The 25,583-nt window shown below is 71.8% G+C and carries 25 protein-coding genes and 1 pseudogene; 22 read left to right on the top strand and 4 right to left on the bottom strand.

Annotated features, from left to right (window positions below; translation table 11 throughout):
- Nucleotides 1-2: 2 nt before the first annotated feature.
- From ACIPXC_RS16690 to ACIPXC_RS16635, 12 genes are all read left to right on the top strand, one after another.
- Nucleotides 3-1,289: a dihydroorotase gene (locus ACIPXC_RS16690; protein WP_401618109.1), complete on the top strand. Its 1,287-nt coding sequence runs from the start codon at nt 3-5 to the stop codon at nt 1,287-1,289.
- Entirely contained in the window at nt 1,286-1,867 is a 582-nt protein-coding gene (locus ACIPXC_RS16685; RefSeq protein ID WP_392575875.1) for a hypothetical protein, read from the top strand. Before ACIPXC_RS16690 ends, ACIPXC_RS16685 begins: the two co-directional genes overlap by 4 nt.
- Nucleotides 1,864-3,012: a glutamine-hydrolyzing carbamoyl-phosphate synthase small subunit gene (carA, locus tag ACIPXC_RS16680; protein WP_401618106.1), complete on the top strand. Its 1,149-nt coding sequence runs from the start codon at nt 1,864-1,866 to the stop codon at nt 3,010-3,012. The genes ACIPXC_RS16685 and carA overlap by 4 nt, the downstream gene beginning before the upstream one ends.
- On the top strand, nt 3,005-6,313 hold the full coding sequence (gene carB / locus ACIPXC_RS16675) for a carbamoyl-phosphate synthase large subunit (protein ID WP_401618103.1): 3,309 nt from the start codon (nt 3,005-3,007) through the stop codon (nt 6,311-6,313). The genes carA and carB overlap by 8 nt, the downstream gene beginning before the upstream one ends.
- Before the next feature lie 89 nt (nt 6,314-6,402).
- On the top strand, nt 6,403-7,527 hold the full coding sequence (locus ACIPXC_RS16670) for a quinone-dependent dihydroorotate dehydrogenase (protein WP_401618100.1): 1,125 nt from the start codon (nt 6,403-6,405) through the stop codon (nt 7,525-7,527).
- Nucleotides 7,524-8,363 carry an orotidine-5'-phosphate decarboxylase gene (pyrF, locus tag ACIPXC_RS16665; RefSeq protein ID WP_401618098.1) on the top strand — a complete coding sequence of 280 codons (840 nt, stop codon included), beginning with the start codon at nt 7,524-7,526 and terminating at the stop codon, nt 8,361-8,363. The genes ACIPXC_RS16670 and pyrF overlap by 4 nt, the downstream gene beginning before the upstream one ends.
- Nucleotides 8,364-8,690: 327 nt before the next feature.
- Nucleotides 8,691-9,014, top strand: coding sequence for an integration host factor (locus ACIPXC_RS16660; RefSeq protein ID WP_030008746.1), 324 nt, complete (start codon nt 8,691-8,693; stop codon nt 9,012-9,014).
- Nucleotides 9,015-9,075: 61 nt separating this feature from the next.
- A complete protein-coding gene (gene gmk, locus ACIPXC_RS16655; RefSeq protein WP_386461703.1) occupies nt 9,076-9,639 on the top strand; it encodes a guanylate kinase in 564 nt (187 codons plus the stop codon).
- A 74-nt stretch (nt 9,640-9,713) separates the two neighbouring features.
- Nucleotides 9,714-9,986 carry a DNA-directed RNA polymerase subunit omega gene (gene rpoZ / locus ACIPXC_RS16650; RefSeq protein ID WP_004948662.1) on the top strand — a complete coding sequence of 91 codons (273 nt, stop codon included), beginning with the start codon at nt 9,714-9,716 and terminating at the stop codon, nt 9,984-9,986.
- 129 nt (nt 9,987-10,115) lie between these two features.
- Nucleotides 10,116-11,330 (top strand): bifunctional phosphopantothenoylcysteine decarboxylase/phosphopantothenate--cysteine ligase CoaBC, encoded by a 1,215-nt coding sequence (gene coaBC, locus ACIPXC_RS16645; protein ID WP_401618094.1) that lies wholly within the window; start codon nt 10,116-10,118, stop codon nt 11,328-11,330.
- Between the two features lie 197 nt (nt 11,331-11,527).
- Nucleotides 11,528-12,736, top strand: coding sequence for a methionine adenosyltransferase (metK, locus tag ACIPXC_RS16640; RefSeq protein ID WP_401618091.1), 1,209 nt, complete (start codon nt 11,528-11,530; stop codon nt 12,734-12,736).
- Nucleotides 12,737-12,803: 67 nt separating this feature from the next.
- On the top strand, nt 12,804-14,933 hold the full coding sequence (locus ACIPXC_RS16635; protein WP_401618088.1) for a primosomal protein N': 2,130 nt from the start codon (nt 12,804-12,806) through the stop codon (nt 14,931-14,933).
- A 148-nt stretch (nt 14,934-15,081) separates the two neighbouring features.
- Here ACIPXC_RS16635 and ACIPXC_RS16630 read toward each other — a convergent pair whose 3' ends face one another.
- On the bottom strand, nt 15,082-15,636 hold the full coding sequence (locus ACIPXC_RS16630; protein ID WP_401618085.1) for a hypothetical protein: 555 nt from the start codon (nt 15,634-15,636) through the stop codon (nt 15,082-15,084).
- 251 nt (nt 15,637-15,887) lie between these two features.
- On the opposite strand from ACIPXC_RS16630, the gene fmt reads away from it, so the two are divergent.
- The 10 genes and pseudogenes from fmt to ACIPXC_RS16580 all read left to right on the top strand — a co-directional run bounded on the left by fmt (nt 15,888) and on the right by ACIPXC_RS16580 (nt 24,060).
- Nucleotides 15,888-16,832, top strand: coding sequence for a methionyl-tRNA formyltransferase (gene fmt / locus ACIPXC_RS16625; RefSeq protein ID WP_401618082.1), 945 nt, complete (start codon nt 15,888-15,890; stop codon nt 16,830-16,832).
- Between the two features lie 114 nt (nt 16,833-16,946).
- Entirely contained in the window at nt 16,947-18,422 is a 1,476-nt protein-coding gene (locus ACIPXC_RS16620) for an RsmB/NOP family class I SAM-dependent RNA methyltransferase (RefSeq protein ID WP_401618079.1), read from the top strand.
- A gap of 400 nt (nt 18,423-18,822) precedes the next feature.
- Nucleotides 18,823-19,191 (top strand): DUF6507 family protein, encoded by a 369-nt coding sequence (locus ACIPXC_RS16615; RefSeq protein WP_401618288.1) that lies wholly within the window; start codon nt 18,823-18,825, stop codon nt 19,189-19,191.
- Nucleotides 19,188-19,520 carry a hypothetical protein gene (locus ACIPXC_RS16610; RefSeq protein ID WP_401618077.1) on the top strand — a complete coding sequence of 111 codons (333 nt, stop codon included), beginning with the start codon at nt 19,188-19,190 and terminating at the stop codon, nt 19,518-19,520. Before ACIPXC_RS16615 ends, ACIPXC_RS16610 begins: the two co-directional genes overlap by 4 nt.
- Before the next feature lie 339 nt (nt 19,521-19,859).
- Nucleotides 19,860-20,557: pseudogene (locus ACIPXC_RS16605) on the top strand (DUF6177 family protein).
- A 292-nt stretch (nt 20,558-20,849) separates the two neighbouring features.
- Nucleotides 20,850-21,536, top strand: a complete 687-nt coding sequence (gene rpe, locus ACIPXC_RS16600; RefSeq protein ID WP_401618074.1) for a ribulose-phosphate 3-epimerase — start codon at nt 20,850-20,852, stop codon at nt 21,534-21,536.
- Between the two features lie 105 nt (nt 21,537-21,641).
- Nucleotides 21,642-22,691, top strand: a complete 1,050-nt coding sequence (locus ACIPXC_RS16595; protein WP_401618071.1) for a sugar-binding transcriptional regulator — start codon at nt 21,642-21,644, stop codon at nt 22,689-22,691.
- A gap of 127 nt (nt 22,692-22,818) precedes the next feature.
- On the top strand, nt 22,819-23,040 hold the full coding sequence (locus tag ACIPXC_RS16590; protein WP_386461718.1) for a CarD family transcriptional regulator: 222 nt from the start codon (nt 22,819-22,821) through the stop codon (nt 23,038-23,040).
- A 49-nt stretch (nt 23,041-23,089) separates the two neighbouring features.
- Complete coding sequence (locus ACIPXC_RS16585; RefSeq protein WP_401618068.1) at nt 23,090-23,575, top strand: ribonuclease domain-containing protein; 486 nt, start codon at nt 23,090-23,092, stop codon at nt 23,573-23,575.
- Nucleotides 23,572-24,060, top strand: a complete 489-nt coding sequence (locus tag ACIPXC_RS16580) for a barstar family protein (RefSeq protein WP_401618065.1) — start codon at nt 23,572-23,574, stop codon at nt 24,058-24,060. Before ACIPXC_RS16585 ends, ACIPXC_RS16580 begins: the two co-directional genes overlap by 4 nt.
- Nucleotides 24,061-24,158: 98 nt before the next feature.
- On the opposite strand, the gene ACIPXC_RS16575 is transcribed toward ACIPXC_RS16580, so the two are convergent.
- From ACIPXC_RS16575 to ACIPXC_RS16565, 3 genes are all read right to left on the bottom strand, one after another.
- Nucleotides 24,159-24,629 (bottom strand): group II truncated hemoglobin, encoded by a 471-nt coding sequence (locus ACIPXC_RS16575; RefSeq protein ID WP_401618062.1) that lies wholly within the window; start codon nt 24,627-24,629, stop codon nt 24,159-24,161.
- Nucleotides 24,626-24,955 (bottom strand): putative quinol monooxygenase, encoded by a 330-nt coding sequence (locus ACIPXC_RS16570; protein ID WP_401618059.1) that lies wholly within the window; start codon nt 24,953-24,955, stop codon nt 24,626-24,628. Before ACIPXC_RS16570 ends, ACIPXC_RS16575 begins: the two co-directional genes overlap by 4 nt.
- A 72-nt stretch (nt 24,956-25,027) precedes the next feature.
- Nucleotides 25,028-25,537, bottom strand: coding sequence for a hypothetical protein (locus tag ACIPXC_RS16565; protein ID WP_401618056.1), 510 nt, complete (start codon nt 25,535-25,537; stop codon nt 25,028-25,030).
- Between the last annotated feature and the right edge of the window lie 46 nt (nt 25,538-25,583).

Raw genomic sequence — 25,583 nt, 5'->3', positions numbered from 1 at the left:
CCATGAGCAAGATCCTTATCCGTGGCGCGAAGGTACTCGGCGGCGAGGCGCAGGACGTCCTGATCGACGGCGAGACCATCGCGGAGGTCGGCCAGAACCTCTCGGCCGAGGGCGCGACCGTCATCGAGGCCGCCGGCCAGGTCCTCCTCCCCGGCCTCGTCGACCTGCACACCCACCTGCGCGAGCCCGGCCGCGAGGACTCCGAGACCGTCCTGACCGGCACCCGCGCCGCCGCCTCCGGCGGCTACACCGCCGTCTTCGCCATGGCGAACACCTTCCCCGTCGCCGACACCGCCGGCGTCGTCGAGCAGGTCTGGCGCCTGGGCAAGGAGTCCGGCTACTGCGACGTGCAGCCCATCGGCGCCGTCACCGTCGGCCTGGAGGGCAAGCAGCTCTCCGAGCTGGGCGCCATGCACGAGTCCGCCGCCCGCGTCACCGTCTTCTCCGACGACGGCAAGTGCGTCGACGACGCCGTGATCATGCGCCGCGCCCTGGAGTACGTGAAGGCCTTCGGCGGCGTCGTCGCCCAGCACGCCCAGGAGCCCCGCCTCACCGAGGGCGCCCAGATGAACGAGGGCGTCGTCTCCGCCGAGCTCGGCCTGGGCGGCTGGCCCGCCGTCGCCGAGGAGTCGATCATCGCCCGCGACGTCCTCCTCGCCGAGCACGTCGGCTCCCGCGTCCACATCTGCCACCTCTCCACCGCCGGCTCCGTCGAGATCGTCCGCTGGGCCAAGTCCCGCGGCATCGACGTCACCGCCGAGGTCACCCCGCACCACCTGCTCCTCACCGACGAGCTCGTCCGCAGCTACAACGCGGTGTACAAGGTCAACCCGCCGCTGCGCACCGAGCGCGACGTCATGGCCCTGCGCGAGGCGCTCGCCGACGGCACGATCGACATCGTCGCCACCGACCACGCCCCGCACCCGCACGAGGACAAGGACTGCGAGTGGGCCGCCGCCGCCATGGGCATGGTCGGCCTGGAGACCGCGCTCTCCGTCGTCCAGCAGACGATGGTGGAGACCGGGCTGATCGACTGGGCCGGCGTCGCCGAGCGGATGAGCTTCGCCCCGGCCCGCATCGGCGGTCTCGACAACCACGGCCGTCCCGTCTCGGCAGGTGAACCCGCGAACCTGACCCTGGTGGATACCTCGTACCGTGGTGTCGTGGACCCCGCGCACTTCGCCTCCCGCAGCCGCAACACGCCTTACGAGGGCCGTGAGCTGCCGGGACGCGTCACTCACACCTTCCTGCGGGGCCGGGCAACGGTCGTGGACGGGACACTGGCGTGACACCTGCAGTAATCCAACTGGCCGCCGAGGCCGCCGAACGACAGTCGGCGGAGGTGACCGAAGTCGGCGCCCGCATCGCATGGGTGATCGGACTGGTCGTCTTCATCGCGTTCGTGTACTGGCTGATGCGGCAGGGCTGGAAATGGCGAGGAGCCCTGCAGAACGATCTGCCCGAGCTCCCCGCCGCCCCCGACGGTCTCCCCGAGCACCGGCTGGCACTCACCGGCCGGTACCACGGGTCCACCACCGCCGGACAGTGGCTCGACCGGATCGTCGCCCACGGGCTGGGCGTGCGCAGCCGGGTCGAGCTCACGCTCACCGACGCGGGCCTCGACGTGGTCCGACCGGGTGCAGGCGACTTCTTCGTACCCGCCGCGCAGCTGCGCGGCGCCCGCCTCGACAAGGGAATCGCGGGCAAGGTACTCACCGAGGGCGGTCTGCTCGTCGTCACCTGGGCGCACGGCGACAAGCTGATCGACTCCGGATTCCGCTCCGACCGCGCGGCCGAACACGCCGCATGGGTCGAAGCGATCAACCTCATGAACACATCCATCACGACGGAAGGCGCCGAACGATGACGACCTCCACCAGGGGAGCAGCCAAAGCTCCCGCCGTACTCGTCCTGGAGGACGGCCGCATCTTCCGCGGCCGCGCCTACGGTGCAGTGGGGGAGACCTTCGGCGAGGCCGTGTTCTCCACCGGCATGACCGGCTACCAGGAGACCCTCACCGACCCGTCGTACCACCGGCAGGTCGTCGTGATGACCGCCCCCCACGTCGGCAACACCGGCGTCAACGACGAGGACCCCGAGTCCTCCCGTATCTGGGTCTCCGGCTACGTCGTGCGCGACCCCGCCCGCATCCCCTCCAACTGGCGCTCCCGGCGCACCCTGGACGAGGAGCTCGTCCGGCAGGGCGTCGTCGGCATCTCCGGCATCGACACCCGCGCCCTGACCCGCCACCTGCGCGAGCGCGGCGCCATGCGCGTCGGCATCTTCTCCGGCGAGGCCTGGACCGGCATCCGCGACGAGGCCCTGCTGGCCAAGGTCCGCTCGCAGCCCGAGATGAAGGGAGCGAACCTCTCCGCCGAGGTCGCCACCAAGGAGACGTACGTCGTCCCCGCGATCGGCGAGAAGCGCTTCACCGTCGCCGCCGTCGACCTCGGCATCAAGGGCATGACCCCGCACCGCATGGCCGAGCGCGGCATCGAGGTCCACGTACTGCCCGCCACCGCCACCGTCGAGGACGTCTACGCCGTCAACCCCGACGGCGTGTTCTTCTCCAACGGCCCGGGCGACCCGGCCACCGCCGACGGCCCCGTCGCCGTCATGCGGGGCGTCCTGGAGCGCCGGACGCCGCTCTTCGGCATCTGCTTCGGCAACCAGATCCTCGGACGCGCCCTCGGCTTCGGCACCTACAAGCTGAAGTACGGCCACCGCGGCATCAACCAGCCGGTCCAGGACCGCACCACCGGCAAGGTCGAGGTCACCGCGCACAACCACGGCTTCGCCGTGGACGCGCCCCTCGACCAGGTCTCCGAGACCCCCTACGGCCGCGCCGAGGTCTCCCACGTCTGCCTGAACGACAACGTCGTGGAAGGCCTCCAGCTGCTCGACCAGCCGGCCTTCTCCGTCCAGTACCACCCCGAAGCGGCCGCCGGCCCGCACGACGCCGCGTACCTCTTCGACCGCTTCGTATCCCTGATGGAGGCCGAGCGTGCCTAAGCGCACCGATATCCAGTCCGTCCTGGTCATCGGCTCCGGCCCGATCGTCATCGGCCAGGCCGCGGAGTTCGACTACTCCGGCACCCAGGCCTGCCGCGTGCTCAAGGCCGAGGGCCTGCGCGTCATCCTGGTGAACTCCAACCCGGCGACGATCATGACCGACCCGGAGATCGCCGACGCCACGTACGTCGAGCCGATCACCCCCGAGTTCGTCGAGAAGATCATCGCCAAGGAGCGCCCCGACGCGCTGCTGCCGACCCTCGGCGGCCAGACGGCCCTCAACACCGCCATCTCCATGCACGAGCAGGGGGTGCTGGAGAAGTACGGCGTCGAGCTCATCGGCGCCAACGTCGAGGCCATCAACAAGGGCGAGGACCGCGACCTCTTCAAGGGCGTCGTCGAGGCCGTCAAGGCCAAGATCGGCTATGGCGAGTCCGCCCGCTCGGTCATCTGCCACTCGATGGACGACGTCCTGGCGGGCGTCGAGACCCTCGGCGGCTACCCCGTCGTCGTCCGCCCCTCCTTCACCATGGGCGGCGCCGGTTCCGGCTTCGCCCACGACGAGGACGAGCTGCGCCGCATCGCCGGCCAGGGCCTCACGCTCTCCCCGACCACCGAGGTGCTCCTGGAGGAGTCCATCCTCGGCTGGAAGGAGTACGAGCTGGAGCTGATGCGCGATCGCCACGACAACGTGGTCGTCGTCTGCTCCATCGAGAACTTCGACCCGATGGGCGTCCACACCGGCGACTCCATCACCGTCGCCCCCGCGATGACGCTCACCGACCGCGAGTACCAGCGGCTGCGCGACATCGGCATCGCGATCATCCGCGAGGTCGGCGTCGACACCGGCGGCTGCAACATCCAGTTCGCGATCGACCCGGTCGACGGCCGCGTCATCGTCATCGAGATGAACCCGCGCGTCTCGCGCTCCTCGGCGCTCGCGTCGAAGGCCACCGGCTTCCCGATCGCCAAGATCGCCGCAAAGCTGGCCATCGGCTACACCCTCGACGAGGTCCCCAACGACATCACCGAGAAGACGCCGGCCTCCTTCGAGCCGACCCTCGACTACGTCGTCGTCAAGGCCCCGCGCTTCGCCTTCGAGAAGTTCCCGGTCGCCGACGCCACCCTCACCACCACCATGAAGTCGGTCGGCGAGGCCATGGCCATCGGCCGCAACTTCACCGAGGCCCTCCAGAAGGCCCTGCGCTCCCTGGAGAAGAAGGGCTCGCAGTTCACCTTCGTCGGCGAGCCCGGCGACAAGGACGAACTGCTGGCCACCGCGGTCCGCCCCACCGACGGCCGTATCAACACCGTCATGCAGGCCATCCGCGCCGGCGCCACCCAGGAAGAGGTCTTCGCGTCCACGAAGATCGACCCCTGGTTCGTCGACCAGCTCTTCCTGATCAAGGAGATCGCCGACGAGCTCGCCGGCGCCGAGAAGCTGGAGCCCGAGCTCCTCGCCGAGGCCAAGCGCCACGGCTTCTCCGACGTCCAGATCGCCGAGATCCGCGGCCTGCGTGAGGACGTCGTCCGCGAGGTCCGCCACGCCCTCGGCGTCCGCCCGGTCTACAAGACGGTCGACACCTGCGCCGCCGAGTTCGCGGCCAAGACCCCGTACTTCTACTCCTCCTACGACGAGGAGTCCGAGGTCGCCCCGCGCACCAAGCCCGCGGTCATCATCCTGGGCTCCGGCCCGAACCGCATCGGCCAGGGCATCGAGTTCGACTACTCCTGCGTCCACGCCTCCTTCGCCCTCAGCGACGCCGGCTACGAGACCGTGATGGTCAACTGCAACCCCGAGACCGTCTCGACGGACTACGACACCTCCGACCGCCTGTACTTCGAGCCGCTGACGCTGGAAGACGTGCTGGAGATCGTCCACGCCGAGTCCCTCGCCGGCCCCGTCGCGGGCGTCGTCGTCCAGCTCGGCGGCCAGACCCCGCTGGGCCTGGCCCAGGCCCTCAAGGACAACGGCGTGCCGGTCGTGGGCACCTCGCCCGAGGCCATCCACGCCGCCGAGGACCGCGGCGCCTTCGGCCAGGTCCTCGCCGAGGCCGGGCTGCCGGCCCCCAAGCACGGCACCGCCACCACCTTCGCGGGCGCCAAGGCCATCGCCGACGAGATCGGCTACCCGGTCCTGGTGCGCCCGTCGTACGTGCTCGGCGGCCGCGGCATGGAGATCGTCTACGACGAGACCCGCCTGGAGTCGTACATCGCGGAGTCCACCGAGATCTCCCCGACCCGCCCCGTGCTGGTCGACCGCTTCCTCGACGACGCCATCGAGATCGACGTCGACGCCCTCTACGACGGCACCGAGCTCTACCTCGGCGGCGTCATGGAGCACATCGAGGAGGCCGGCATCCACTCCGGCGACTCGGCCTGCGCCCTGCCCCCGATCACCCTCGGCGGCTACGACATCAAGCGCCTGCGCGCCTCCACCGAGGGCATCGCCAAGGGCGTCGGCGTCCGTGGCCTGATCAACATCCAGTTCGCGATGGCGGGCGACATCCTCTACGTCCTGGAGGCCAACCCCCGCGCCTCCCGGACCGTCCCCTTCACCTCGAAGGCCACCGCCGTCCCGCTCGCGAAGGCCGCCGCCCGCATCTCGCTCGGCGCCACCATCGCCGAGCTGCGCGAGGAGGGCCTGCTCCCGAAGACCGGCGACGGCGGCACCCTGCCGATCGACGCGCCGATCTCCGTCAAGGAGGCCGTCATGCCGTGGTCGCGCTTCCGCGACATCCACGGCCGCGGCGTGGACACCGTCCTCGGCCCGGAGATGCGCTCCACCGGCGAGGTCATGGGCATCGACGCCGTCTTCGGCACCGCCTACGCCAAGTCGCAGGCCGGCGCCTACGGCCCGCTGCCCACCAAGGGCCGCGCCTTCATCTCCGTCGCCAACCGCGACAAGCGCTCGATGATCTTCCCGGCCCGCGAACTCGTCGCCCACGGCTTCGAGCTGATGGCCACCTCCGGCACCGCCGAGGTCCTGCGCCGCAACGGCATCAACGTCACCGTCGTGCGCAAGCTCAGCGAGGGCGAGGGCCCGAACGGCGAGAAGACCATCGTCCAGCTGATCCACGACGGCCAGGTCGACCTGATCGTCAACACCCCGTACGGCACCGGCGGCCGCCTCGACGGCTACGAGATCCGCACGGCCGCGGTGGCGCGCGGCGTCCCGTGCCTGACCACGGTCCAGGCGCTCGCCGCGGCCGTCCAGGGCATCGACGCGCTGGGCCGCGGCGATGTGGGCGTCCGCTCCCTCCAGGAGCACGCGGAGCACCTGACCGCGGCCCGCGACTGACACCCGTACAGCCCGGAATGGGGGAGGGGGACACCGGTTTTCACGACGGGTGTCCCCCTCTTCACGAGCGCAGAGGGATCCTCTCGACGATGTACAAGATCTTCTTCAACCTGGTCTTCAAGCGGATGGACCCGGAAGCCGCCCACTACATGGCCTTCCGGTGGATCCGCCTCGCGGCCCGCACCCCCGTGCTGCGCACGTTCGTGGCGGCCGCGCTGGCCCCGCGCTACGAGGAACTGCGCACCGAGGCCCTCGGCCTGCGCATGCACGGCCCCTTCGGGCTCGCGGCCGGCTTCGACAAGAACGCCGTCGCCATCGACGGCATGTCGATGCTCGGCTTCGACCACATCGAGGTCGGCACGGTCACCGCCGAGGCGCAGCCCGGCAACCCCAGGAAGCGGCTGTTCCGGCTGGTTCCGGACCGGGCCCTGATCAACCGCATGGGCTTCAACAACGAGGGCTCGGCGGCCGTCGCGGACCGGCTGGCGGCCCGTGAGGCCGCCCTCGGCCGAAGGCGCGGCAGGACCGTCGTGGGCGTCAACATCGGCAAGACGAAGGTCGTGCCCGAGGAGGAGGCCGTGGGGGACTACGTCACCTCCACCGAGCGCCTCGCCCGCCACGCCGACTACCTCGTCGTCAACGTCTCCTCGCCCAACACGCCCGGCCTGCGCAACCTCCAGGCCACCGAGTCGCTGCGCCCCCTGCTGACGGCCGTCCGCGAGGCCGCGGACCGCGCCGTCACCGACCGCCGCGTCCCCCTGCTGGTCAAGATCGCCCCCGACCTCGCGGACGAGGACGTCGACGCCGTCGCCGACCTGGCCCTGGAGCTCGGCCTGGACGGCATCATCGCCACGAACACCACCATCGCGCGCGACGGCCTCGGCCTGAAGTCCTCCCCGTCCCTGGTCAAGGAGACCGGCGGGCTCTCCGGCGCACCCGTCAAGGAGCGCTCCCTGGAGGTCCTGCGCCGTCTGTACGCCCGCGTGGGCGACCGCCTGGTGCTGGTGGGGGTCGGCGGCATCGAGAACGCCGAGGACGCCTGGCAGCGGATCCTGGCCGGCGCCACGCTGATCCAGGGCTACAGCGCCTTCATCTACGAGGGCCCGTTCTACGCCCGCGCCATCCACAAGGGCCTGGCCGCGCGCCTGGCCGCCAGCCCGTACGCGACGCTCGCCGATGCCGTGGGCGCCGAGACCCGAAAGGCCGCACAGTGACCCTGCCCCCCTTCGGCGCCCGCCTGCGCGCCGCGATGGACTCCCGAGGCCCGCTGTGCGTGGGCATCGACCCGCATGCCGCCCTGCTGGCGCAGTGGGGACTGGAGGACGACATCGCGGGCCTGGAGCGCTTCTCCCGCACGGTCGTGGAGGCCCTCGCGGAGTCGGTGGCGGTCTTCAAGCCGCAGGCCGCCTTCTTCGAGCGGTTCGGCTCGAAGGGCGTCGCCGTCCTGGAGCGGACCGTCGCGGACGCCCGCGCCGCCGGGACCCTGGTGGTCATGGACGCCAAGCGCGGCGACATCGGCTCGACCATGGCCGCGTACGCCTCGGCCTTCCTGGACCCGGCCTCCCCGCTGTTCTCGGACGCGCTGACGGTGTCCCCCTACCTGGGCTACGGCTCCCTGGGGCCGGCCGTCGACCTGGCCCGGGAGTCGGGCGCGGGCCTGTTCGTCCTGGCCCTGACGTCGAACCCGGAGGGCGCGGAGGTCCAGCGGGCGGTCCGCGACGACGGCCGCACCATCGGGGCCACGATGCTGGCGCACCTGGCCGCCGAGAACGCGGACGCCACCCCGATGGGATCCTTCGGCGCGGTGGTCGGCGCCACCCTGGGCGACCTGTCCTCCTTCGACCTGGACATCAACGGGCCGCTGCTGGCCCCCGGGATCGGCGCGCAGGGCGCGACCGCGGCGGACCTGCCGACGGTCTTCGGCAAGGCCGTGCGCAACGTGGTCCCGAACGTCTCGCGCGGTGTCCTGAAGCACGGCCCGGACGCGAACGCCCTGCGCGACTCGGCGCGGCGCTTCGCCGACGAGGTCCGCGAGGCCGTTTCCGCGTAGGGAAATGCCCGCCCGGACCTCCCGGATCCCCTCGTGGCACCCCGCTCCGCCTCCGCGCGGAGCGGGGTCTCGCACTTTCTGACGAAATTCGAACGCTCTTCATCGGACAAAACAGGGGTATTTTGTCTCTGATGTCCGGTTCAGCGGAGGCTGACCAGGACTTTTCGTTCGTTCTCGCTGACTGGAGCGGTGTTGGCCGCTAGTCTCCGAGCAGAGTGAACGCGCAGCGAACGAGTTCCATCGCTGTTCGGGAGCTCGCCTGGTGTGGTGCCCTTGGGTTCCCCACCGGTCCGTATCCGACAGTTCGACATCCGAGGTGACGTAGGCGTGGCTCTTCCGCCCCTTACCCCTGAACAGCGCGCAGCCGCGCTCGAAAAGGCCGCCGCGGCTCGCCGGGAGCGGGCCGAGGTGAAGAATCGACTCAAGCACTCCGGCGCCTCGCTCCAAGAGGTCATCAAGACGGGCCAGGAGAACGACGTCATCGGCAAGATGAAGGTCTCCGCCCTGCTGGAGTCCCTGCCTGGCGTGGGCAAGGTGCGCGCCAAGCAGATCATGGAGCGTCTCGGCATCTCCGAGTCCCGGCGTGTCCGAGGTCTCGGCTCCAACCAGATCGCCTCTCTGGAGCGCGAGTTCGGCAGCACCGGCGCCTGAGGCGTCGCCTGGCGTTCTCCCGGTGTTCTCAGGCAGTCCTGGGAACCTGGATAATCGCTCTATGGCAGCAGAGGTTCGTCCGCGGCTGACCGTGCTCTCCGGCCCCTCAGGGGTCGGCAAGAGCACGGTCGTCGCGCATATGCGCAAGGTTCACCCCGAGGTATGGCTCTCGGTGTCGGCCACCACCCGCAAGCCGCGGCCCGGTGAGCGACACGGAGTCCAGTACTTCTTCGTCAACGACGACGAGTTCGACAAGCTGATCGCCAACGGCGAGCTGCTGGAGTGGGCCGAGTTCGCGGGCAACCGCTACGGCACACCGCGCGGCGCGGTGCAGGAGCGCCTGGAGAACGGCGAACCCGTGCTGCTGGAGATCGACCTCCAGGGCGCACGGCTCGTCCGCGAGTCGATGCCCGAGGCCCAGCTGGTCTTCCTGGCCCCGCCGAGCTGGGAGGAGCTGGTCCGCCGGCTCACCGGCCGGGGCACCGAATCGGCCGAGGTGATCGAGCGCCGGCTCGCCGCCGCCAAGATCGAACTCGCTGCCGAGTCGGAGTTCGACGTGACCCTGGTCAACACCTCCGTCGAGGACGTGGCACGTGAGCTGCTAGCCTTGATGGAAGTTGTCTGAATCGTCGATCGATCTTCACCGAGATCACCCGACCCGGACGGCCCAAACTTTCATCCATCTTCGGAAGGTAGAGCGTGTCCTCTTCCATCACCGCGCCCGAGGGCATCATCAACCCGCCGATCGACGAGCTGCTCGAGGCCACGGACTCGAAGTACAGCCTCGTGATCTACGCGGCCAAGCGCGCGCGTCAGATCAACGCGTACTACTCGCAGCTCGGTGAGGGCCTGCTCGAGTACGTCGGCCCGCTGGTGGACACCCACGTCCACGAGAAGCCGCTTTCGATCGCGCTGCGCGAGATCAACGCGGGTCTGCTGACCTCCGAGGCCATCGAGGCCCCGGCCCAGTAAGGCCCCAGAGATTCCTTCACCACAGGCCCGGCAGAACATCTGCCGGGCCTGTGGTGTGTCATGGGTGGGTACGACGATCAGAGCCGAACGCGTCGGACGAGTCGAGAGTGTCAAAAGGGGTGTGCGCGGATGGGTAAGCCGAAGGTCGTGCTGGGCGTCAGCGGCGGGATCGCCGCCTACAAGGCCTGCGAGCTGCTGCGCCGGCTGACCGAGTCCGGGCACGACGTGCGGGTGGTGCCCACGGCGGCCTCCCTGAACTTCGTCGGCGAGGCCACCTGGGCCGCCCTGTCCGGGAACCCGGCCTCCACCGAGGTGTGGGAGACCGTCCACGAGGTGCCCCACGTGCGCATCGGCCAGGGCGCCGACCTCGTCGTCGTCGCCCCCGCCACCGCGGACATGCTGGCCAAGGCCGCCCACGGGCTCGCCGACGACCTGCTCACGAACACACTGCTCACCGCCCGCTGTCCGGTGGTCTTCGCCCCCGCTATGCACACCGAGATGTGGGAGCACCCCGCCACCCGGGAGAACGTGGCCACCCTGCGCCGCCGCGGGGCCCTCGTCATCGAGCCCGCCGTGGGCCGGCTGACCGGCAAGGACACCGGCAAGGGGCGGCTGCCCGACCCCGAGGAGATCTTCGAGGTGTGCCGGCAGGTCCTGCGCCGCGGGGTGGCCGAGCCGGACCTGACCGGCCGCCACGTCGTGATCAGCGCCGGCGGCACCCGCGAGCCGCTCGACCCGGTGCGCTTCCTCGGCAACCGCTCCTCCGGCAAGCAGGGCTACGCGCTCGCCCGCACCGCCGTCGCCCGCGGGGCCCGGGTCACCCTGGTGGCGGCCAACACCGCCCTGGCCGACCCCGCCGGGGTGGACGTCGTACGCGTGGGGACGGCCGTACAGCTGCGGGAGGCCGTGCTCAAGGCCGCGGGGGACGCCGACGCCGTGGTCATGGCCGCGGCCGTGGCCGACTTCCGGCCGGCCGAGTACGCCGGTGGCAAGATCAAGAAGAAGGACGGGGAGGACCCCGCCCCGGTGGCCCTCGTGCGCAACCCGGACGTCCTCGCCGAGGTCTGCGCCGACCGGGCGCGGGAGGGCCAGGTGGTCGTCGGCTTCGCGGCCGAGACCGACGACGTGCTCGCCAACGGCCGTGCCAAGCTGCGCCGCAAGGGATGTGATCTTCTCGTCGTGAACGAGGTCGGCGAGACGCGCACCTTTGGATCGGAGGAGAACGAGGCGATCATCCTGGCCTCCGACGGGTCGGAAATCCCGGTGCCCTACGGTCCCAAGGAAGCCCTCGCCGAAGTGATTTGGGACCAGGTTACGCGGCGGTTCACACAGCGACGCGCCTGAGCCGATTCCCCTTCACTCGGTCACCTCCGTGCGCAAGAATGTCAGTGCCGCAGGTCACACGGCTCCCACAAGGCGAGACGGATGGTCCGGGCAACGGTGGCGACCGATAAACTGCACCCGGAACGTGATCGGGCGCAGCCCCCGATGTGGTTCCGCCAAATGATCAGCCAGCAGCCGCTGCAACCCCAGGGAGCGTTGTGTCCCGTCGTCTGTTCACCTCGGAGTCCGTCACCGAGGGCCACCCCGACAAGATCGCTGACCAGATCAGCGACACGATCCTCGACGCACTCCTCACCGAGGACCCGACCTCGCGCGTCGCCGTGGAGACCCTCATCACCACGGGTCTCGTGCACATCGCGGGTGAGGTGACGACGAAGGCCTACGCGCCGATCGCGCAGCTCGTCCGGGAGAAGATCCTCGAGATCGGCTACGACTCCTCGAAGAAGGGCTTCGACGGCGCCTCCTGCGGCGTGTCGGTGTCCATCGGCGCACAGTCCCCGGACATCGCGCAGGGCGTCGACACCGCCTACGAGAAGCGGGTCGAGGGCGACGAGGACGAGCTCGACAAGCAGGGTGCCGGCGACCAGGGCCTGATGTTCGGCTACGCCTGCGACGAGACCCCCGAGCTGATGCCGCTGCCGATCCACATCGCGCACCGGCTCTCGCGCCGCCTGTCCGAGGTCCGCAAGAACGGCACCATCCCGTACCTGCGCCCCGACGGCAAGACCCAGGTCACCATCGAGTACGACGGCGACAAGGCCGTCCGCCTCGACACCGTCGTGGTCTCCTCGCAGCACGCCTCCGACATCGACCTCGACTCGCTGCTCGCACCCGACATCCGCGAGTTCGTCGTCGAGCACGTCCTGGCCCAGCTCGTCGAGGACGGCATCAAGCTCGACACCGAGGGCTACCGCCTCCTCGTCAACCCGACCGGTCGCTTCGAGATCGGCGGCCCGATGGGCGACGCCGGCCTCACCGGCCGCAAGATCATCATCGACACCTACGGCGGCATGGCCCGCCACGGTGGCGGCGCCTTCTCCGGCAAGGACCCGTCCAAGGTCGACCGCTCCGCCGCCTACGCGATGCGCTGGGTCGCCAAGAACGTGGTCGCCGCCGGCCTCGCCTCGCGCTGCGAGGTCCAGGTCGCGTACGCCATCGGCAAGGCCGAGCCCGTCGGACTCTTCGTCGAGACCTTCGGCACCGCCAAGGTCGAGGTCCAGAAGATCGAGGACGCGATCGGTGAGGTCTTCGACCTGCGCCCGGCCGCGATCATCCGCGACCTGGACCTGCTGCGCCCGATCTACGCCCAGACCGCCGCCTACGGCCACTTCGGCCGCGAGCTGCCGGACTTCACCTGGGAGCGCACCGACCGCGTCGAGGCGCTGCGCGCCGCCGCCGGTCTGTAGGCACCACGCAGGACCACCCGCGACAAGGCCCCGGACCCAGGTCCGGGGCCTTGTCGCGTGGGCCCGCATGTCAGAGCGATTTGGTAAGAATGCTGATGTGAGCAGCGCGAACGATTCCCCGCCGGAGCAGCTCGCACTGATCCGGGAGATGGTCGCCGAGGCGAAGGCCAAGGCGCCCAAGGCGAAGCCGCGTACCTGGCGGGGAGCCGCCCTGGCCGAGGAACTGCCCGTCGCCCGCGTCCTGGTGAACAAGGGCGTGCTCCACCTCGACCGCACCTTCGACTACGCCGTGCCCGCCGAGCTCTCCGAAGCCGCCCGGCCCGGTGTCCGCGTCCGCGTCCGCTTCGGCGCGGGCTCCCACCAGGTCCACGGAGGCCGACGCGAGGGCGGCGGCCTCATCGACGGCTTCATCGTCGAACGCCGCGCCGAGTCCGACTACAACGGCGCCCTCGCCGCCCTCGCCCAGGTGGTCTCGCCCGAGGTCGTGCTCAGCCCCCGTATGCTCGCCCTCGCCCGCGCCGTCGCCGACCGCTACGCCGGCAGCCTCGCCGACGTGCTCCAGCTCGCCCTGCCCCCGCGCAACGCCCGTGCAGAGGCCAAGCCCTCCCCGCAGCCACTGCCGCCGCCCGCCGCCCCCGAGCCCGGCGGCTGGGAGCGGTACGGAGCCGGCCCCGGCTTCCTGCGCGCCCTCGCCACCGGCGGCACACCGCGCGCGGTGTGGACCGCCCTGCCCGGCCCCGGCTGGGCCGACGAACTCGCCCGCGCCATGGCCGCCACCCTCGCCTCCGGGCGCGGCGCCCTCGCCGTCCTCCCCGACGGCCGGACCGCCGGCCGGGTGGACGCCGCCCTGACCACCCTGCTCGGCGAGGGACGGCATGCCCTGCTGACCGCCGAGTCCGGGCCCGAGAAACGCTACCGCCAGTGGCTCGCGGTCCACCGGGGCTCCGTCCGCGCCGTCATCGGCACCCGTGCCACGATGTTCGCCCCCGTCCGTGACCTCGGACTGGTCGCGATCTGGGACGACGGCGACGCCGGCCACAGCGAGGACCGCGCCCCCTTCCCGCACGTCCGCGAGGTGCTGGAGCTGCGCGCCGTCAGCGACGGCTGCGCCTTCCTCGCCGGCAGCACCGGCTGCACCGTGGAAGCCGCCCAGCTCGTCGAGTCGGGCTGGGCCCGCCCGATCGTGGCGGCCCGCGAGACCGTACGGGCCCACGCCCCCCGGATCCGTACCGTCGGCGACGAGCTGCTGGCCCGCGACGAGGCGGCCCGCGCCGCCCGACTGCCCAGCCTGGCGTGGGAGACCGTACGGGAGGGACTGAGGACCGGGCCCGTCCTCGTCCAGGTGCCCCGCCGGGGCTACGTGCCACGCCTGGCGTGCGAGCGCTGCCGGACACCCGCCCGCTGCACCGTCTGCGCCGGACCGTTGGAGGCCCCCGACGAACGGGACCTCACCTGCGGCTGGTGCGGCCGCGACGAGCCGTCCTGGCACTGTGAGGAATGCGGGTCCTTCCGGCTGCGCGCCCAGGTCGTCGGCGCCCGGCGTACCGCCGAGGAACTGGGCCGGGCCTTCCCCGCCGTGCCCGTGCGGACCTCCGGCCGCGACCACGTCCTCGACGAGGTGCCGGCCGGGCCCGCACTCGTCGTGAGCACCCCCGGCGCCGAACCGATGGCGGCGGGCGCCGGGTACGCGGCCGCGCTGCTGCTCGACGGCTGGGCCATGCTGACCCGCCCCGACCTGCGGGCCGGCGAGGACGCCCTGCGGCGCTGGATCGCCGCCGCCTCCCTCGTCCGCGCGGACGGCCAGGTCGTGGTGGTCGCCGAGCCGACCCTGCGCCCCGTACAGGCGCTCGTCCGGTGGGACCCGGTGGGCCACGCCGTACGGGAGCTCGCGGAGCGGGCCCAGCTCGGCTTCCCGCCCGTCTCCCGGATGGCGGCGGTCGCGGGGCGGGGCGAAGCGGTGGAGACCTTCCTCGCCGGCGCCGGGCTGCCGCCCGACGCCGAGATCCTCGGCCCGGTGCCGCTGCCCGGACGGCGCGGGGAGCCGTCCCCGGGGGAGCGGGCCCTGGTCCGGGTCCCACCGGGCAGCGGAGCCGCCCTCGCGGCAGCCCTGAAGTCCGCGCAGGCGGCGCGCCTGGCCCGCGGTGTTCCCGCGGCGGACGCGGTGCGGGTCCGGATCGACCCGGCGGACATCGGCTGACACCGGCTGACGCCGCCCGGCTGCTCCCGGTGGCCCCGAACGCCGAAGCCCCGGCGGGGACCCGTGAGGGCGTCCCGGCCGGGGCGGTCGTACGCGGGGCGGCCCGGAGCCGGCCGTCGGGGGTCGGCGTCCCGGCGGCGGGACGGCGTCAGCCGTTGCGCGGCCCGGGGAAGGCCGGGGAGCGCGGAACCTCCCCGAGTCCGCGACCGGCAGGACCGCCGGCCGCGGCAGCGGCCTGGGCCTCCTCGCGCACCGGCTGCGGCGGCACCGAACGGGCGGCCGGGACGGTGGGCAGCGGCCCGAGGGTCCGAGTGGTCGTCCCCTCGGCCGACGGCTCCGCCGCCTCCGTGGACTGCGCCCGCCGGGCACCGTAGCGGCGGTGCACCGCCTGCTTGGTGACACCGAGCGCCGAGCCGACCGCGTCCCACGAGAACCCGAGCGAGCGGTCGAAGTCCACCGCGGCGGTGACCAGCGTCTCCACACTGTCGCGCAGTTCCTGGGCGAGGCGGACGGTGGGCGCGGGCGCCCGGCCGTAGACGACGAAGCCCGTGGAGGGGCCCGAGCGACGCGGGCGGTACACGTTCCCGAGCTGGGCGGTGAGCGTACGCAGGGCATCCACCTGCCGGCGAACCCGCTCGATGTCCCGTACCAGAAGGTGCAGGCTGGCCCGGGCTTGGGCGTCGTGGGTGGCGTGGTCGGCCATGAAGAAGCCTCTCGAACCGGTGCTGAAGGGCGGACCGGGCCGCAGACATCGTTCGCACGCGGCCCGTTTCGGTCAATCTCTCTTGACCAACGCGCCACCCGCCGTGCAGGTCACGCTGTGGGGGCGTGTCGGCATATGCGAGTGGCGCGCGCGTGTACGCACGCCCCCTCGGGACCACGAGTGGGGCGTCCGGCTGACGCCCCATAGACTGGTGCGCTGCTGACAGCCGACATAGCGAGGTAGGACCCCCAGTGAAGCTCGTCTTCGCAGGCACCCCCGAGGTCGCCGTACCCGCCCTGGACGCCCTGATCGCCTCCGGGCGGCACGAGGTCGCGGCCGTCGTCACCCGGCCCGACGCACCGGCCGGCCGCGGCCGGCGGCTCGTCGCCAGCCCGGTCGCCGAACGCGCCGAAGAGGCCGGCATCGAGGTCCTCAAGCCCACCCGGCCGCGCGACCCCGAGTTCCAGGCCCGGCTGCGCGAGATCGCCCCCGACTGCTGCCCGGTCGTCGCCTACGGGGCCATCCTCCCCAAGAGCGCCCTCGACATCCCGCGCCACGGCTGGGTCAACCTGCACTTCTCCCTGCTGCCCTCCTGGCGCGGAGCCGCCCCCGTCCAGCACTCGATCATGGCGGGCGACCAGCTCACCGGCGCCTCCACCTTCCAGATCGAGGAGGGCCTGGACTCGGGCCCGGTCTACGGCGTGCTCACCGAGGAGATCCGGCCGAGCGACAACAGCGGCGACCTGCTCACGCGGCTCGCGTTCGCCGGTGCCGGACTCCTCGCCGCCACCATGGACGGCATCGAGGACGGCACCCTGCGCGCCGTCGCCCAGCCCGTCGACGGGATCTCCCTCGCACCCAAGATCACGGTGGAGGACGCCCGGATCGACTGGACGGCCCCCGCGATGCGCGCCGACCGCGTCGTGCGCGGCTGCACGCCGGCCCCGGGCGCGTGGACCGTCTTCCGGGGGGAGCGGCTCAAGCTGATCTCGCTGGGCATGGTCGCCGACCGCACCGACCTGGAGCCGGGCGCGCTGTCCGCGACCAAGAACAACGTCCACGTCGGCACCGGCTCGCACGCCGTCGAGCTGCTCTGGGTCCAGCCGCAGGGCAAGAAGCCGATGCGCGCCGCCGACTGGGCGCGCGGGGTGCGGATCGCCCCCGGCGAGCGGCTCGGCGGGGCCGACGTAGGCTGAGCAGTGCGGCCGTGTCGCCCGCCCGCGACACGCCGGGACCGCACCCCCGCCCTCCCGGCGGCCGCAGCACCTCGAAGTATTTCGTAGCACTCGTACATCCGGAGCACCTTTCACGTGAGCGAACAGCCCCGTCAGCCCCGCCGCAGGCCCGCCCCCGCAGGAGCGGGCGGCAAGCAGGCCAAGCCGTACCGCCGGCCCCAGAAGGACCCCGTCCGGATGCTGGCCTTCGAGGTGCTGCGGGCCGTGGACGAACGCGACGCCTACGCCAACCTCGTCCTGCCGCCGCTGCTCAGGAAGGCGCGCCAGGACGAGAAGTTCCAGGCGCGCGACGCGGCACTGGCCACCGAGCTGGTCTACGGGACGCTGCGCCGCCAGGGCACCTACGACGCGGTCATCAAGGCCTGCATCGACCGCCCCCTGCGCGAGGTGGACCCGCCGGTCCTGGACGTCCTCTCCCTCGGCGCCCACCAGCTCCTGGGCACCCGGATCCCCACCCATGCGGCCGTCTCGGCGAGCGTGGAGCTGGCCCGGGTGGTGCTCGGCGACGGACGCGCCAAGTTCGTCAACGCCGTGCTGCGGAAGATCGCCGCGCACGACCTGGACGGCTGGCTGGAGCGGGTCGCGCCGCCGTACGAGGAGGACGCCGAGGAGCACCTCGCCGTCTACCACTCGCACCCCAGGTGGGTCGTCAGCGCCCTGTGGGACGCGCTGGGCGGCGGGCGCGCCGGGATCGAGGACCTGCTGGAGGCCGACAACGAGCGGCCCGAGGTGACCCTGGTCGCGCGTCCCGGCCGGTCCACCCCGCAGGAGCTGCTGGAGGCGGTGGGCGAGGAGTCGGCGCTCCCCGGCCGCTGGTCGCCGTACGCCGTCCGGATGGCCGAGGGCGGCGAGCCGGGCGCCCTGGAGGCGGTGCGCGAGGGCCGCGCCGGCGTCCAGGACGAGGGCAGCCAGCTGGTGGCGATGGCCCTCGCGGCCGTCCCCGTCGAGGGCCGTGACGAGCGCTGGCTCGACGGCTGCGCCGGACCGGGCGGCAAGGCGGCCCTGCTCGGCGCGCTCGCGGCCGAGCGCGGGGCGTTCCTGCTGGCCTCGGAGAAGCAGCCGCACCGGGCCCGGCTGGTGGAGCGGGCCCTCGCGGGCAACCCGGGCCCGTACCAGGTCATCACGGCGGACGGCACCCGGCCGGCGTGGCTGCCCGGCTCCTTCGACCGCGTCCTGATGGACGTGCCGTGCTCTGGCCTCGGCGCCCTGCGCCGCCGCCCGGAGGCCCGCTGGCGCCGTCGCCCGGAGGACCTGGAGGGCTTCGCGCCGCTCCAGCGCGGGCTGCTGCGGCAGGCGCTGACGGCGGTGCGGGTCGGCGGGGTCGTCGGTTACGCGACGTGCTCGCCGCACCTGGCGGAGACCCGCGTCGTGGTGGACGACGTCCTCAAGGGCCGCGGCGCCGGTAACGCACCGGTGTCCGCCGAACTCATCGACGCCCGGCCCTTCATGGCCGGCGTCCCCGCCCTGGGCGACGGCCCGGACGTCCAGCTGTGGCCCCACCTGCACGGCACGGACGCGATGTACCTGGCCCTGCTGCGCCGCACGGCGTAGCCGCGCCCGGCCCCGCGCCGTACGGCCCGACGCCCCCGCGACGACGTCCTTGGGTTCTATCGATCCCCGCAACACCCTGGAGTTCAGGGAGTTGCGGGGATCGTGGATTTCGAGGCTTTGAAGGCGAGGTTCTTCGAGGCGTTGGACCGGGAGAACGGCAGTGTGGCGGGAGCTGCCCGGGCGGTCGGGGTCGTGAATCGGCGTGGGGTCGTTCCATGCTCGGTCACAACTCCGTGAGGATGGCCGACAGGGCGGAATGACCCTCATTCACTTTGCAGACAGCAATGCCCGGTTGATAGAAGTGGATCACCTGTGCGGGTGGGGGCGATGTCGTCGGCCGACGTCGGGGCACTGGAGAGAAGCGTTGTGAGGAACGGGGGACAACGCGTCTACGTGGGACATCAAGCCGGCCGGCGTACAAGGCGTACTGAACAAGACCGCCGAAGCGGGCAGCAAGTTCGAGGAAGAGTTCACGTCGTACGGCGACGGCCTGGTCGACGCCGCGACGTGGGCGGGCACGATGGTGCTGGGCGGGACCGAGCTGCCCAAGGAGGGCGCGTTCGGCCCTGTGGCCCAGGCATTGCTTGAGTTTCAGCAGCGAACGGAAAACGACCTGAAGTTCCTTCCCGTCCGGACGGGCAAGTCCATCACCGGTGCGCGCCTGGCCACCGAGGAGTACGTCAAGGGCGACCTGCAGATGGCGAAGAACAAGCAGGAGGAGTACTCCAAGGCTCCGACCGCGGAAGAGCTGAAGGGTCCCAAGCAGTGATCGACATCGGGAAGATACCGACCTTCACCGGCAACCTGGACACCCTGGAGACGCACGCGGCCGCGCTCAAGACGACCGCCTCCGGCATCCGCGGCACCGGCAGGGGCGTGCACAACGCCTTCCAGGTGCTGGACCCGGTCTATGACGCCCCCGAGCAGGAGGAGTTGCTCAACTCGACGATTCCCGTGCGGGACAAGGCGGATGCCTTCGCGACGAAGCTGGAGTCCGTCAGCGGGGCGCTGACGGGTTTCGCGTCGAGCGCCCGTCCGCTGGTGGACAGGATGAAGCAACTCCGCATCGACGCGGAGAAGTTCGTCGCGGACAACTAGGATGACGAGGACTGGCAGCAGGACCAGGGCAAGATCGACGAGAACGCGCGCCTCGTCCGCGAGGTCGGCGTGACCTGGGTGGGCGTTCCAGGGCGTCGAGCGCGATGCTGCCAACAAGATCACCACCCTGGTGGGCGGCACGCACTTCGTCGTCGACGACGGTTCCCACAAGGCCGGCATGTACGGCTTCAAGGCGAGCGACGTCAAGGACGCCGAGGGGACGCCTTGGGGGTGGTGCAGGACGAGCGGTGCGGCTACTACGACGGGCTCACGGGCGCCGTACTCACCTGACAGGACGACGCCTTCGCCCCTGCCCGGGGCGAGAACGGCGAGACGCCGGTGGCGGAAGCCTTCACGGAGTCCGCGGCCGGACCCACCGGTGAGCGTCAGCTCAGCGTCTCCTTCCGTACCCTGCACCGCCCCACGGCGGACCTCGTCCTCGGCGGCGCGCTCGAAGCCGCCTGGCAGGCGCTGACGGGTGGCCCGCCGGCCGGCTGGGGGCCTCCGAGCCCGCAGGCCTGAAGTGGTCGCGGCGCCAGCTGACCGAGCTGGCCTACGAGCGGGCCCCACGCTCCACCTGGACCGTTGTCGTCGGCCCGCCGGACCGGCCCGCCGTCGCCACACTCCGCGTGATCCGCACCCCGGAGGGGGTGGAGGAGGACATCACCCTCACCCTGGGCTACGGCCAGGGCGAGGAGATACCGTTTGCGGCCCTTCCGGGGCTGGCAGAGGAACTGGTGACCCGGTACGGGCTCACGACCATGCTCTGCCGGCTCCGCGAAGCCCGCCGGGACCTGTGCGCCCCGCCCCACTACGAGCACCCGCCGCTGCCGTACGCCTTCGTACTCGGCCCGGCGGAGGTCCAGGAGGCAGGGCGGGGCACCGCGAGCAGGACACCGCTGGAGGAACGCCCGGTGCAACTGGGCCCCAGCGCCCGGCCGGGCTTCTACTACGCACTGGGCGACGCCGAGACCGCCGAGAGCTGGGAGGCGTTGGAACGGCTCCTGCGCCACCTGCGCGGAGCACCTCCGGCGTAGGGGGCGACACCGGCGCAGGGCGTGAGGCGGGGCGGTGACGTGGGGGCGGTGATGTGGGGGCGGGAGCAGTTCCCGCTTCCCACGCCACCCCGCCCTCGCCCCGCCGCGCCCTCGCCCCGCCGTGCCTTCCGCCTCCGCCCCGCCGCTCCCCTGGCGGCACCTTCGGCTCGGGCCGAAGTAGATCTGTAAGGGTAGCTTAAGGGTCTTTCGCCATTCCTTTAGCGTCACTGTGTAGATCCTGACTTGCGGGGTCGTGGCCGGAACCGGCCGCAGGCATGGCAGGCTTGGGGGCATGGCCGCTCAGATTTATCCCAGCATCCTGTCCGCCGACTTCGCCCGTCTCGCCGAGGAGGCGAAGGCCGCCGAGGGGGCCGACTGGCTGCATGTCGACGTCATGGACAACCATTTCGTCCCGAACCTCACCCTCGGCATGCCGGTCGTGGAGTCCTTGAGCCGGGCCACGGACATCCCGCTGGACCTGCACCTGATGATCGAGAACCCGGACCGCTGGGCTCCGCAGTACGTGGAGGCGGGCGCGGGCTCGGTCACCTTCCACGCCGAGGCCGCGGCGGCGCCCGTGCGCCTCGCGCGGGAGATCCGGGCCAAGGGGGCGCGGGCCTCCATGGCCCTCAAGCCCGCGACCCCGATCGAGCAGTACGAGGACATCCTCCCCGAGCTCGACATGCTCCTGATCATGACGGTCGAGCCCGGCTTCGGCGGCCAGCCCTTTCTCGACATCATGCTTCCCAAGATCCGCCGTACCCGTGAGCTGATCGCCAAGCACGGCCTGGAGCTGTGGCTGCAGGTCGACGGCGGAGTGTCGGCCTCGACCATCGAGCGCTGCGCCGAGGCCGGCGCCGACGTCTTCGTGGCGGGCAGCGCGGTCTACGGGGCGGTCGATCCGGCAGCCGCCGTCCGCACGCTGCGTGACCAGGCGGGTGCGGCGATCGCAGCGGCACCGTGGGCTTGCGACCACTGAGCCGAGCATTGATGGACGGCTCGGTGAACGGGAGCTGTCCAGGCTGATCAACGGCCGTCGGATCTGACAGGATGAACGACGAGTCGAGAGTGTGAACACGAGAGTGTGAACAGCAGTGAGGAGAGCGCGGTGTCTGCAATGTCGGCGGGACGGTCAGCCCTGCGGATGGGACCCGCGGAGCTGGTGCAGGCGGCGGCCATGGCGCGCCGCTTCTACCTGGAGGGCAAGTCCAAGATCCAGATCGCCGAGGAGTTCGGCGTGAGCCGCTTCAAGGTGGCCAGGGTGCTGGAGACCGCCCTCGAACGCGACCTCGTGCGCATCGAGATCCGCGTACCGGCCGAGCTCGACGCCGAGCGGTCGGACGCGCTCCGGTCCCGGTACGGGCTCCGGCATGCCGTCGTGGTGGAGTCGCCCGCCGACACCACCGAGGACGCCCCGGACCCGGAGAACCTGGGCGCGGTCGCCGCCGACCTGCTGGGCGAACTGGTCAGCGAGGGCGACGTACTGGGCCTCGCGTGGGGCCGGTCGACCATCCACATGGCCGCTTCCCTGCACCGCCTGCCGCAGTGCACCGTGGTCCAGCTGACCGGGGTGTACGACGCGGGGACGGCGGAGCGCGGTTCGGTCGAGGCCGTACGCAGGGCCGCGCAGGTGTCGGGCGGCGACGCGCACCCGATCTACGCGCCCATGCTGCTCCCCGACCCGGCGACGGCGGCCGCGTTGCGCAGCCAGACCGGGATCGCGCGCGCCTTCGACTACTTCGACAAGGTGACGGTCGCGGCCGTCTCCATCGGTTCCTGGGAGCCGGGCATCTCGACCGTCCACGACATGCTGACGGACGAGGAGCGGGCGCACTACGCCTCGCTGGGTGTCGCGGCCGAGATGTCCGCCCACCTCTTCGATGCCGAGGGGCGGCGCGTCGGCCGGGACCTCGGCGAGCGGTGCATCACCGTCGAGGCGGACCGGCTGCGGCGGATCCCCGAGGTCGTGGCCATCGCGGGCGGGCTGCGCAAGGCCTCCGCGATCGGCGCGGTGCTGCGGTCGGGGCTGGTGACCAGCCTGGTCACGGACACGGCGGTCGCCGACTACCTGCTGACCGAGTCGGCTCCGGGGCTGCGGCCGGCGCTGGACCGCGCCGACCCCGACGACCTCTAGGGGCAGGCGGGGAGCCGCCGACGGACACGGCGTCACAGGCGCCGGCGGTGTTCATGGTGCGGATGGTGCCGGGATCGAGACCTGAAGGGCCGTCGCGAGACGGCCCGCTGGGCGCATACTGACTCCGATGACAAAATCAGCAGTGCCTCGCCGCCATTTGCCGTCCAGCCCGTTCAAGGCCCCCGTGGAACAGCCCGTCCGGCAGTTCAACGTCGGGGACCGGGTCACCCACGACGAGCACGGCCTCGGCCGTGTCGTCGGAATCGAGGAGGGGATCGCCGTTCTCGTCGACTTCGGTTCGGTCCAGAAGCGCATCCTGAGTCCCTACAGCAAGATGGCCGCGCTCTGACGCGACCGAGCGATTCGCGGGCGAATCGGATCTTTGGCACGATCGGTGCATGATCTTCCGGAACGTGCCCCGATGGCTGCTGCGTTCGCTGGGGGCCGTGTTCCTCTGTGTCGCGCTCGTCGCCGTGGCGGGCTGCGGGGCTCGGGGACCCGGCCCCGCCGTCGTCAGCGGCAGTGCCGACCTCGGCGCGGCTCCCAGCGGGCCCGCCCGTACGGACCCCGGCGGTGAGCCCGATGCGGTTCCGGGCTGGGCGCGCGGGATGGCCGTGGTACGGGCCGACGCGCTGCCGCGGCAGGCGCGGGACACCCTCGCGCTGATCGACAAGGGCGGCCCGTACCCGTACCGGCAGGACGGCACCGTCTTCGGGAACTTCGAGAAGGTCCTGCCGCGCCAGAAGCGCGGCTACTACCACGAGTTCACGGTGCGCACGCCGGGGGAGCGGGACCGCGGTGCCCGGCGGATCGTGACGGGTGAGGGCGGGGAGTTCTACTACACCGACGACCACTACCAGACCTTCAAGGCGGTTCTCCGATGACCCTCGCACCGCGGCCGCTCGCCCCGGCGCTCGCCGCCGCCGAGGAGGCGGGCTGGACGACCCTGCGGCTGGACCTGGACGGGGTACGGGGCAAGGCCGGGCTGATGGCGCGGTGCGGGGAGGCCTTGCGGCTGCCGCAGTGGTTCGGCGGGAACTGGGACGCGCTGGTCGATGTCCTGCAGGACCTGACCTGGTTGCCGGAGGCCGCGGGGCGGCTGGTGGCGGTGACCTCGTGGCAGGAGTACGCGGGGGCGCGGCCTGCGGAGTGGGAGACCTTCGTGGAGGTGCTGGAGGAGGCGGTGGACTTCTGGCGGGGGAGCGGGGGCGGTGAGCCCGCGTTCGTGGTGGTGCTGGCCGCACCGGAAGCCGGGGCCGGGCCGGAAACCGGGCCCGGGCCGGAAGCCGGGGCCGGGCCGGAAACAGAGGCTGGGCCGGTATCCGGGGCTCCGCCCCGGAACCCCCGCCCCGAAGGCCGGCGGGGCTGAGGGAGCGGGGCTCGGCCCCGGCCTCCCCGGCCCCGCGCCTCGTGCGGCGGTGGAGCCGGGTGGGGCGGGCGGGGCGCGGCCGGCCCGTCCCGGCGTGCTCAGTCCGTCCTGGGGATCCAGGGCGGGGTCTGACCCCAGGACCAGACCGGGATCTCGGCCGCGTCGACCGGCGGGGGGTTGGGGCCCGAGTAGATCAGGGCCATGCGGGTCCCCCACTCGATGTAGTAGGCGAACACCCCGCGGAACTCGGGGTCCGTCGGGAGGCCGACTTCGTCGGCCGTGTCCATCAGCAGGTCCACCCAGCGGCGCCGCTGCTCCTCGGTGATCGCCCGGCCCAGGTGCTTGGTGGCCATGTGCTGGTGGCCGCCGTGCTGGGCGGTGTAGTCCGCCGGGCCGCCGAAGACCTCCGACAGCCAGACCGCCACGTGCTGCGGGTGCTCCGAGTCCATGCCCGCGAAGACCGGGGCCAGGATCTCGTCCTGGAGGGCGTGGGCGTAGAAGGCGTCCGTGAGGCGGTTCATCGCCTCCGCCCCGCCCATCCACTCGTAGATGGTGGGTGTGGTGCTCATCGCTGTCCGGCGCCCTTCCCCGTGCCCACGACGCCCGTCACGAGGTAGTGCTGCATCTCCTCGATGGCCGTCACGTACGGGCGGATCGCGCTGAAGAAGGCGGGGAAGTGCTCCCCCTTGCGGAAGCCCTCCAGGTGGTCCTTGACCGAGGTCCAGCGGATCCGCAGGATGTAGCGCTCCTTCTCCTCCTCGCACCGGGCGAGTTCGTAGTCGATGCACTCGGGCGAGGCGGCCAGGGACTCGGCCGCCCGGGCGTACGCGTCCTCGAAGGCCTGCTGGTCGTCCAATGCGATCCGGTAGCGGATGTATTCGACGGTGGTCGTCATGGTGCGTACCTCTCCCTGGGTGTAGGTCTCGGTCAGCCTTACGCGATCACACGTCGCCATGGGGCGGATTCGTCATTCGGACCCGGACTTCATGGAGTCGGTCGTGCCGGAGGCGTCGGGACCCTGCGCGCGGACCCGGCCGACCCGGTCCAGGGACTCGCGCAGTTCCGCCAGCCAGCTGTCGGTGTTGCGCCCGACGAGGCGCACGCACCAGGCCAGTGCGTCGGCCCGGCTGCGGGCGACGCCGCCGGCCACCAGGGTGTCGAGGACCTGTCGCTCGGACTGGCGCAGCCGGGTCATGACGGGGACGGCGAGGTGGGTGAAGAGGGTCGTCTCGTCACCCACCCGGACCCCCCAGGCGACCTTGCGGCGGTAGAGCTCCTCGGCCTCGCGGGCCACCTCGATGCGCTGCTCGCGGGTGCGTATCCGGAACTCCCGTACCGACTCGGTCGCCGGGACGGTGCCGACGACCGTGATCTCCTCGCGGTCGGTGGTGACCGAGACGAGGGACTCGTACACGTCGACCGGCAGGCGCTCGGCGAACCAGGCGCGGAGCTGTTCGTTCTGCTCGGTTGTAATCATGTAATCAACGTTGCATCCGCCCCGGCCTTGATCGCAAGGACCGGGG

The organism is Streptomyces sp. NPDC090021 (genome assembly GCF_044748225.1).
In the GTDB taxonomy this organism is placed as follows: Bacteria; Actinomycetota; Actinomycetes; order Streptomycetales; family Streptomycetaceae; genus Streptomyces.
The sequence above is the reverse complement of the archived record's forward strand: the minus strand, read 5'-3'. Positions and strand labels throughout refer to the sequence as shown.

Excerpts from the sequence above, each read along its gene's own strand:
- gmk (WP_386461703.1), top strand. The coding sequence starts at position 9,076 with ATGGCAGCAGAGGTTCGTCCGCGGCTGACCGTGCTCTCCGGCCCCTCA.
- ACIPXC_RS16585 (WP_401618068.1), top strand. The coding sequence starts at position 23,090 with ATGATCTTCCGGAACGTGCCCCGATGGCTGCTGCGTTCGCTGGGGGCC.
- ACIPXC_RS16580 (WP_401618065.1), top strand. The coding sequence starts at position 23,572 with ATGACCCTCGCACCGCGGCCGCTCGCCCCGGCGCTCGCCGCCGCCGAG.
- carA (WP_401618106.1), top strand. The coding sequence starts at position 1,864 with ATGACGACCTCCACCAGGGGAGCAGCCAAAGCTCCCGCCGTACTCGTC.
- ACIPXC_RS16575 (WP_401618062.1), bottom strand. The coding sequence starts at position 24,629 with ATGAGCACCACACCCACCATCTACGAGTGGATGGGCGGGGCGGAGGCG.
- ACIPXC_RS16670 (WP_401618100.1), top strand. The coding sequence starts at position 6,403 with ATGTACAAGATCTTCTTCAACCTGGTCTTCAAGCGGATGGACCCGGAA.
- ACIPXC_RS16630 (WP_401618085.1), bottom strand. The coding sequence starts at position 15,636 with ATGGCCGACCACGCCACCCACGACGCCCAAGCCCGGGCCAGCCTGCAC.
- ACIPXC_RS16635 (WP_401618088.1), top strand. The coding sequence starts at position 12,804 with ATGTCAGAGCGATTTGGTAAGAATGCTGATGTGAGCAGCGCGAACGAT.
- coaBC (WP_401618094.1), top strand. The coding sequence starts at position 10,116 with ATGGGTAAGCCGAAGGTCGTGCTGGGCGTCAGCGGCGGGATCGCCGCC.
- ACIPXC_RS16570 (WP_401618059.1), bottom strand. The coding sequence starts at position 24,955 with ATGACGACCACCGTCGAATACATCCGCTACCGGATCGCATTGGACGAC.
- rpe (WP_401618074.1), top strand. The coding sequence starts at position 20,850 with ATGGCCGCTCAGATTTATCCCAGCATCCTGTCCGCCGACTTCGCCCGT.
- ACIPXC_RS16590 (WP_386461718.1), top strand. The coding sequence starts at position 22,819 with ATGACAAAATCAGCAGTGCCTCGCCGCCATTTGCCGTCCAGCCCGTTC.
- ACIPXC_RS16565 (WP_401618056.1), bottom strand. The coding sequence starts at position 25,537 with ATGATTACAACCGAGCAGAACGAACAGCTCCGCGCCTGGTTCGCCGAG.
- ACIPXC_RS16690 (WP_401618109.1), top strand. The coding sequence starts at position 3 with ATGAGCAAGATCCTTATCCGTGGCGCGAAGGTACTCGGCGGCGAGGCG.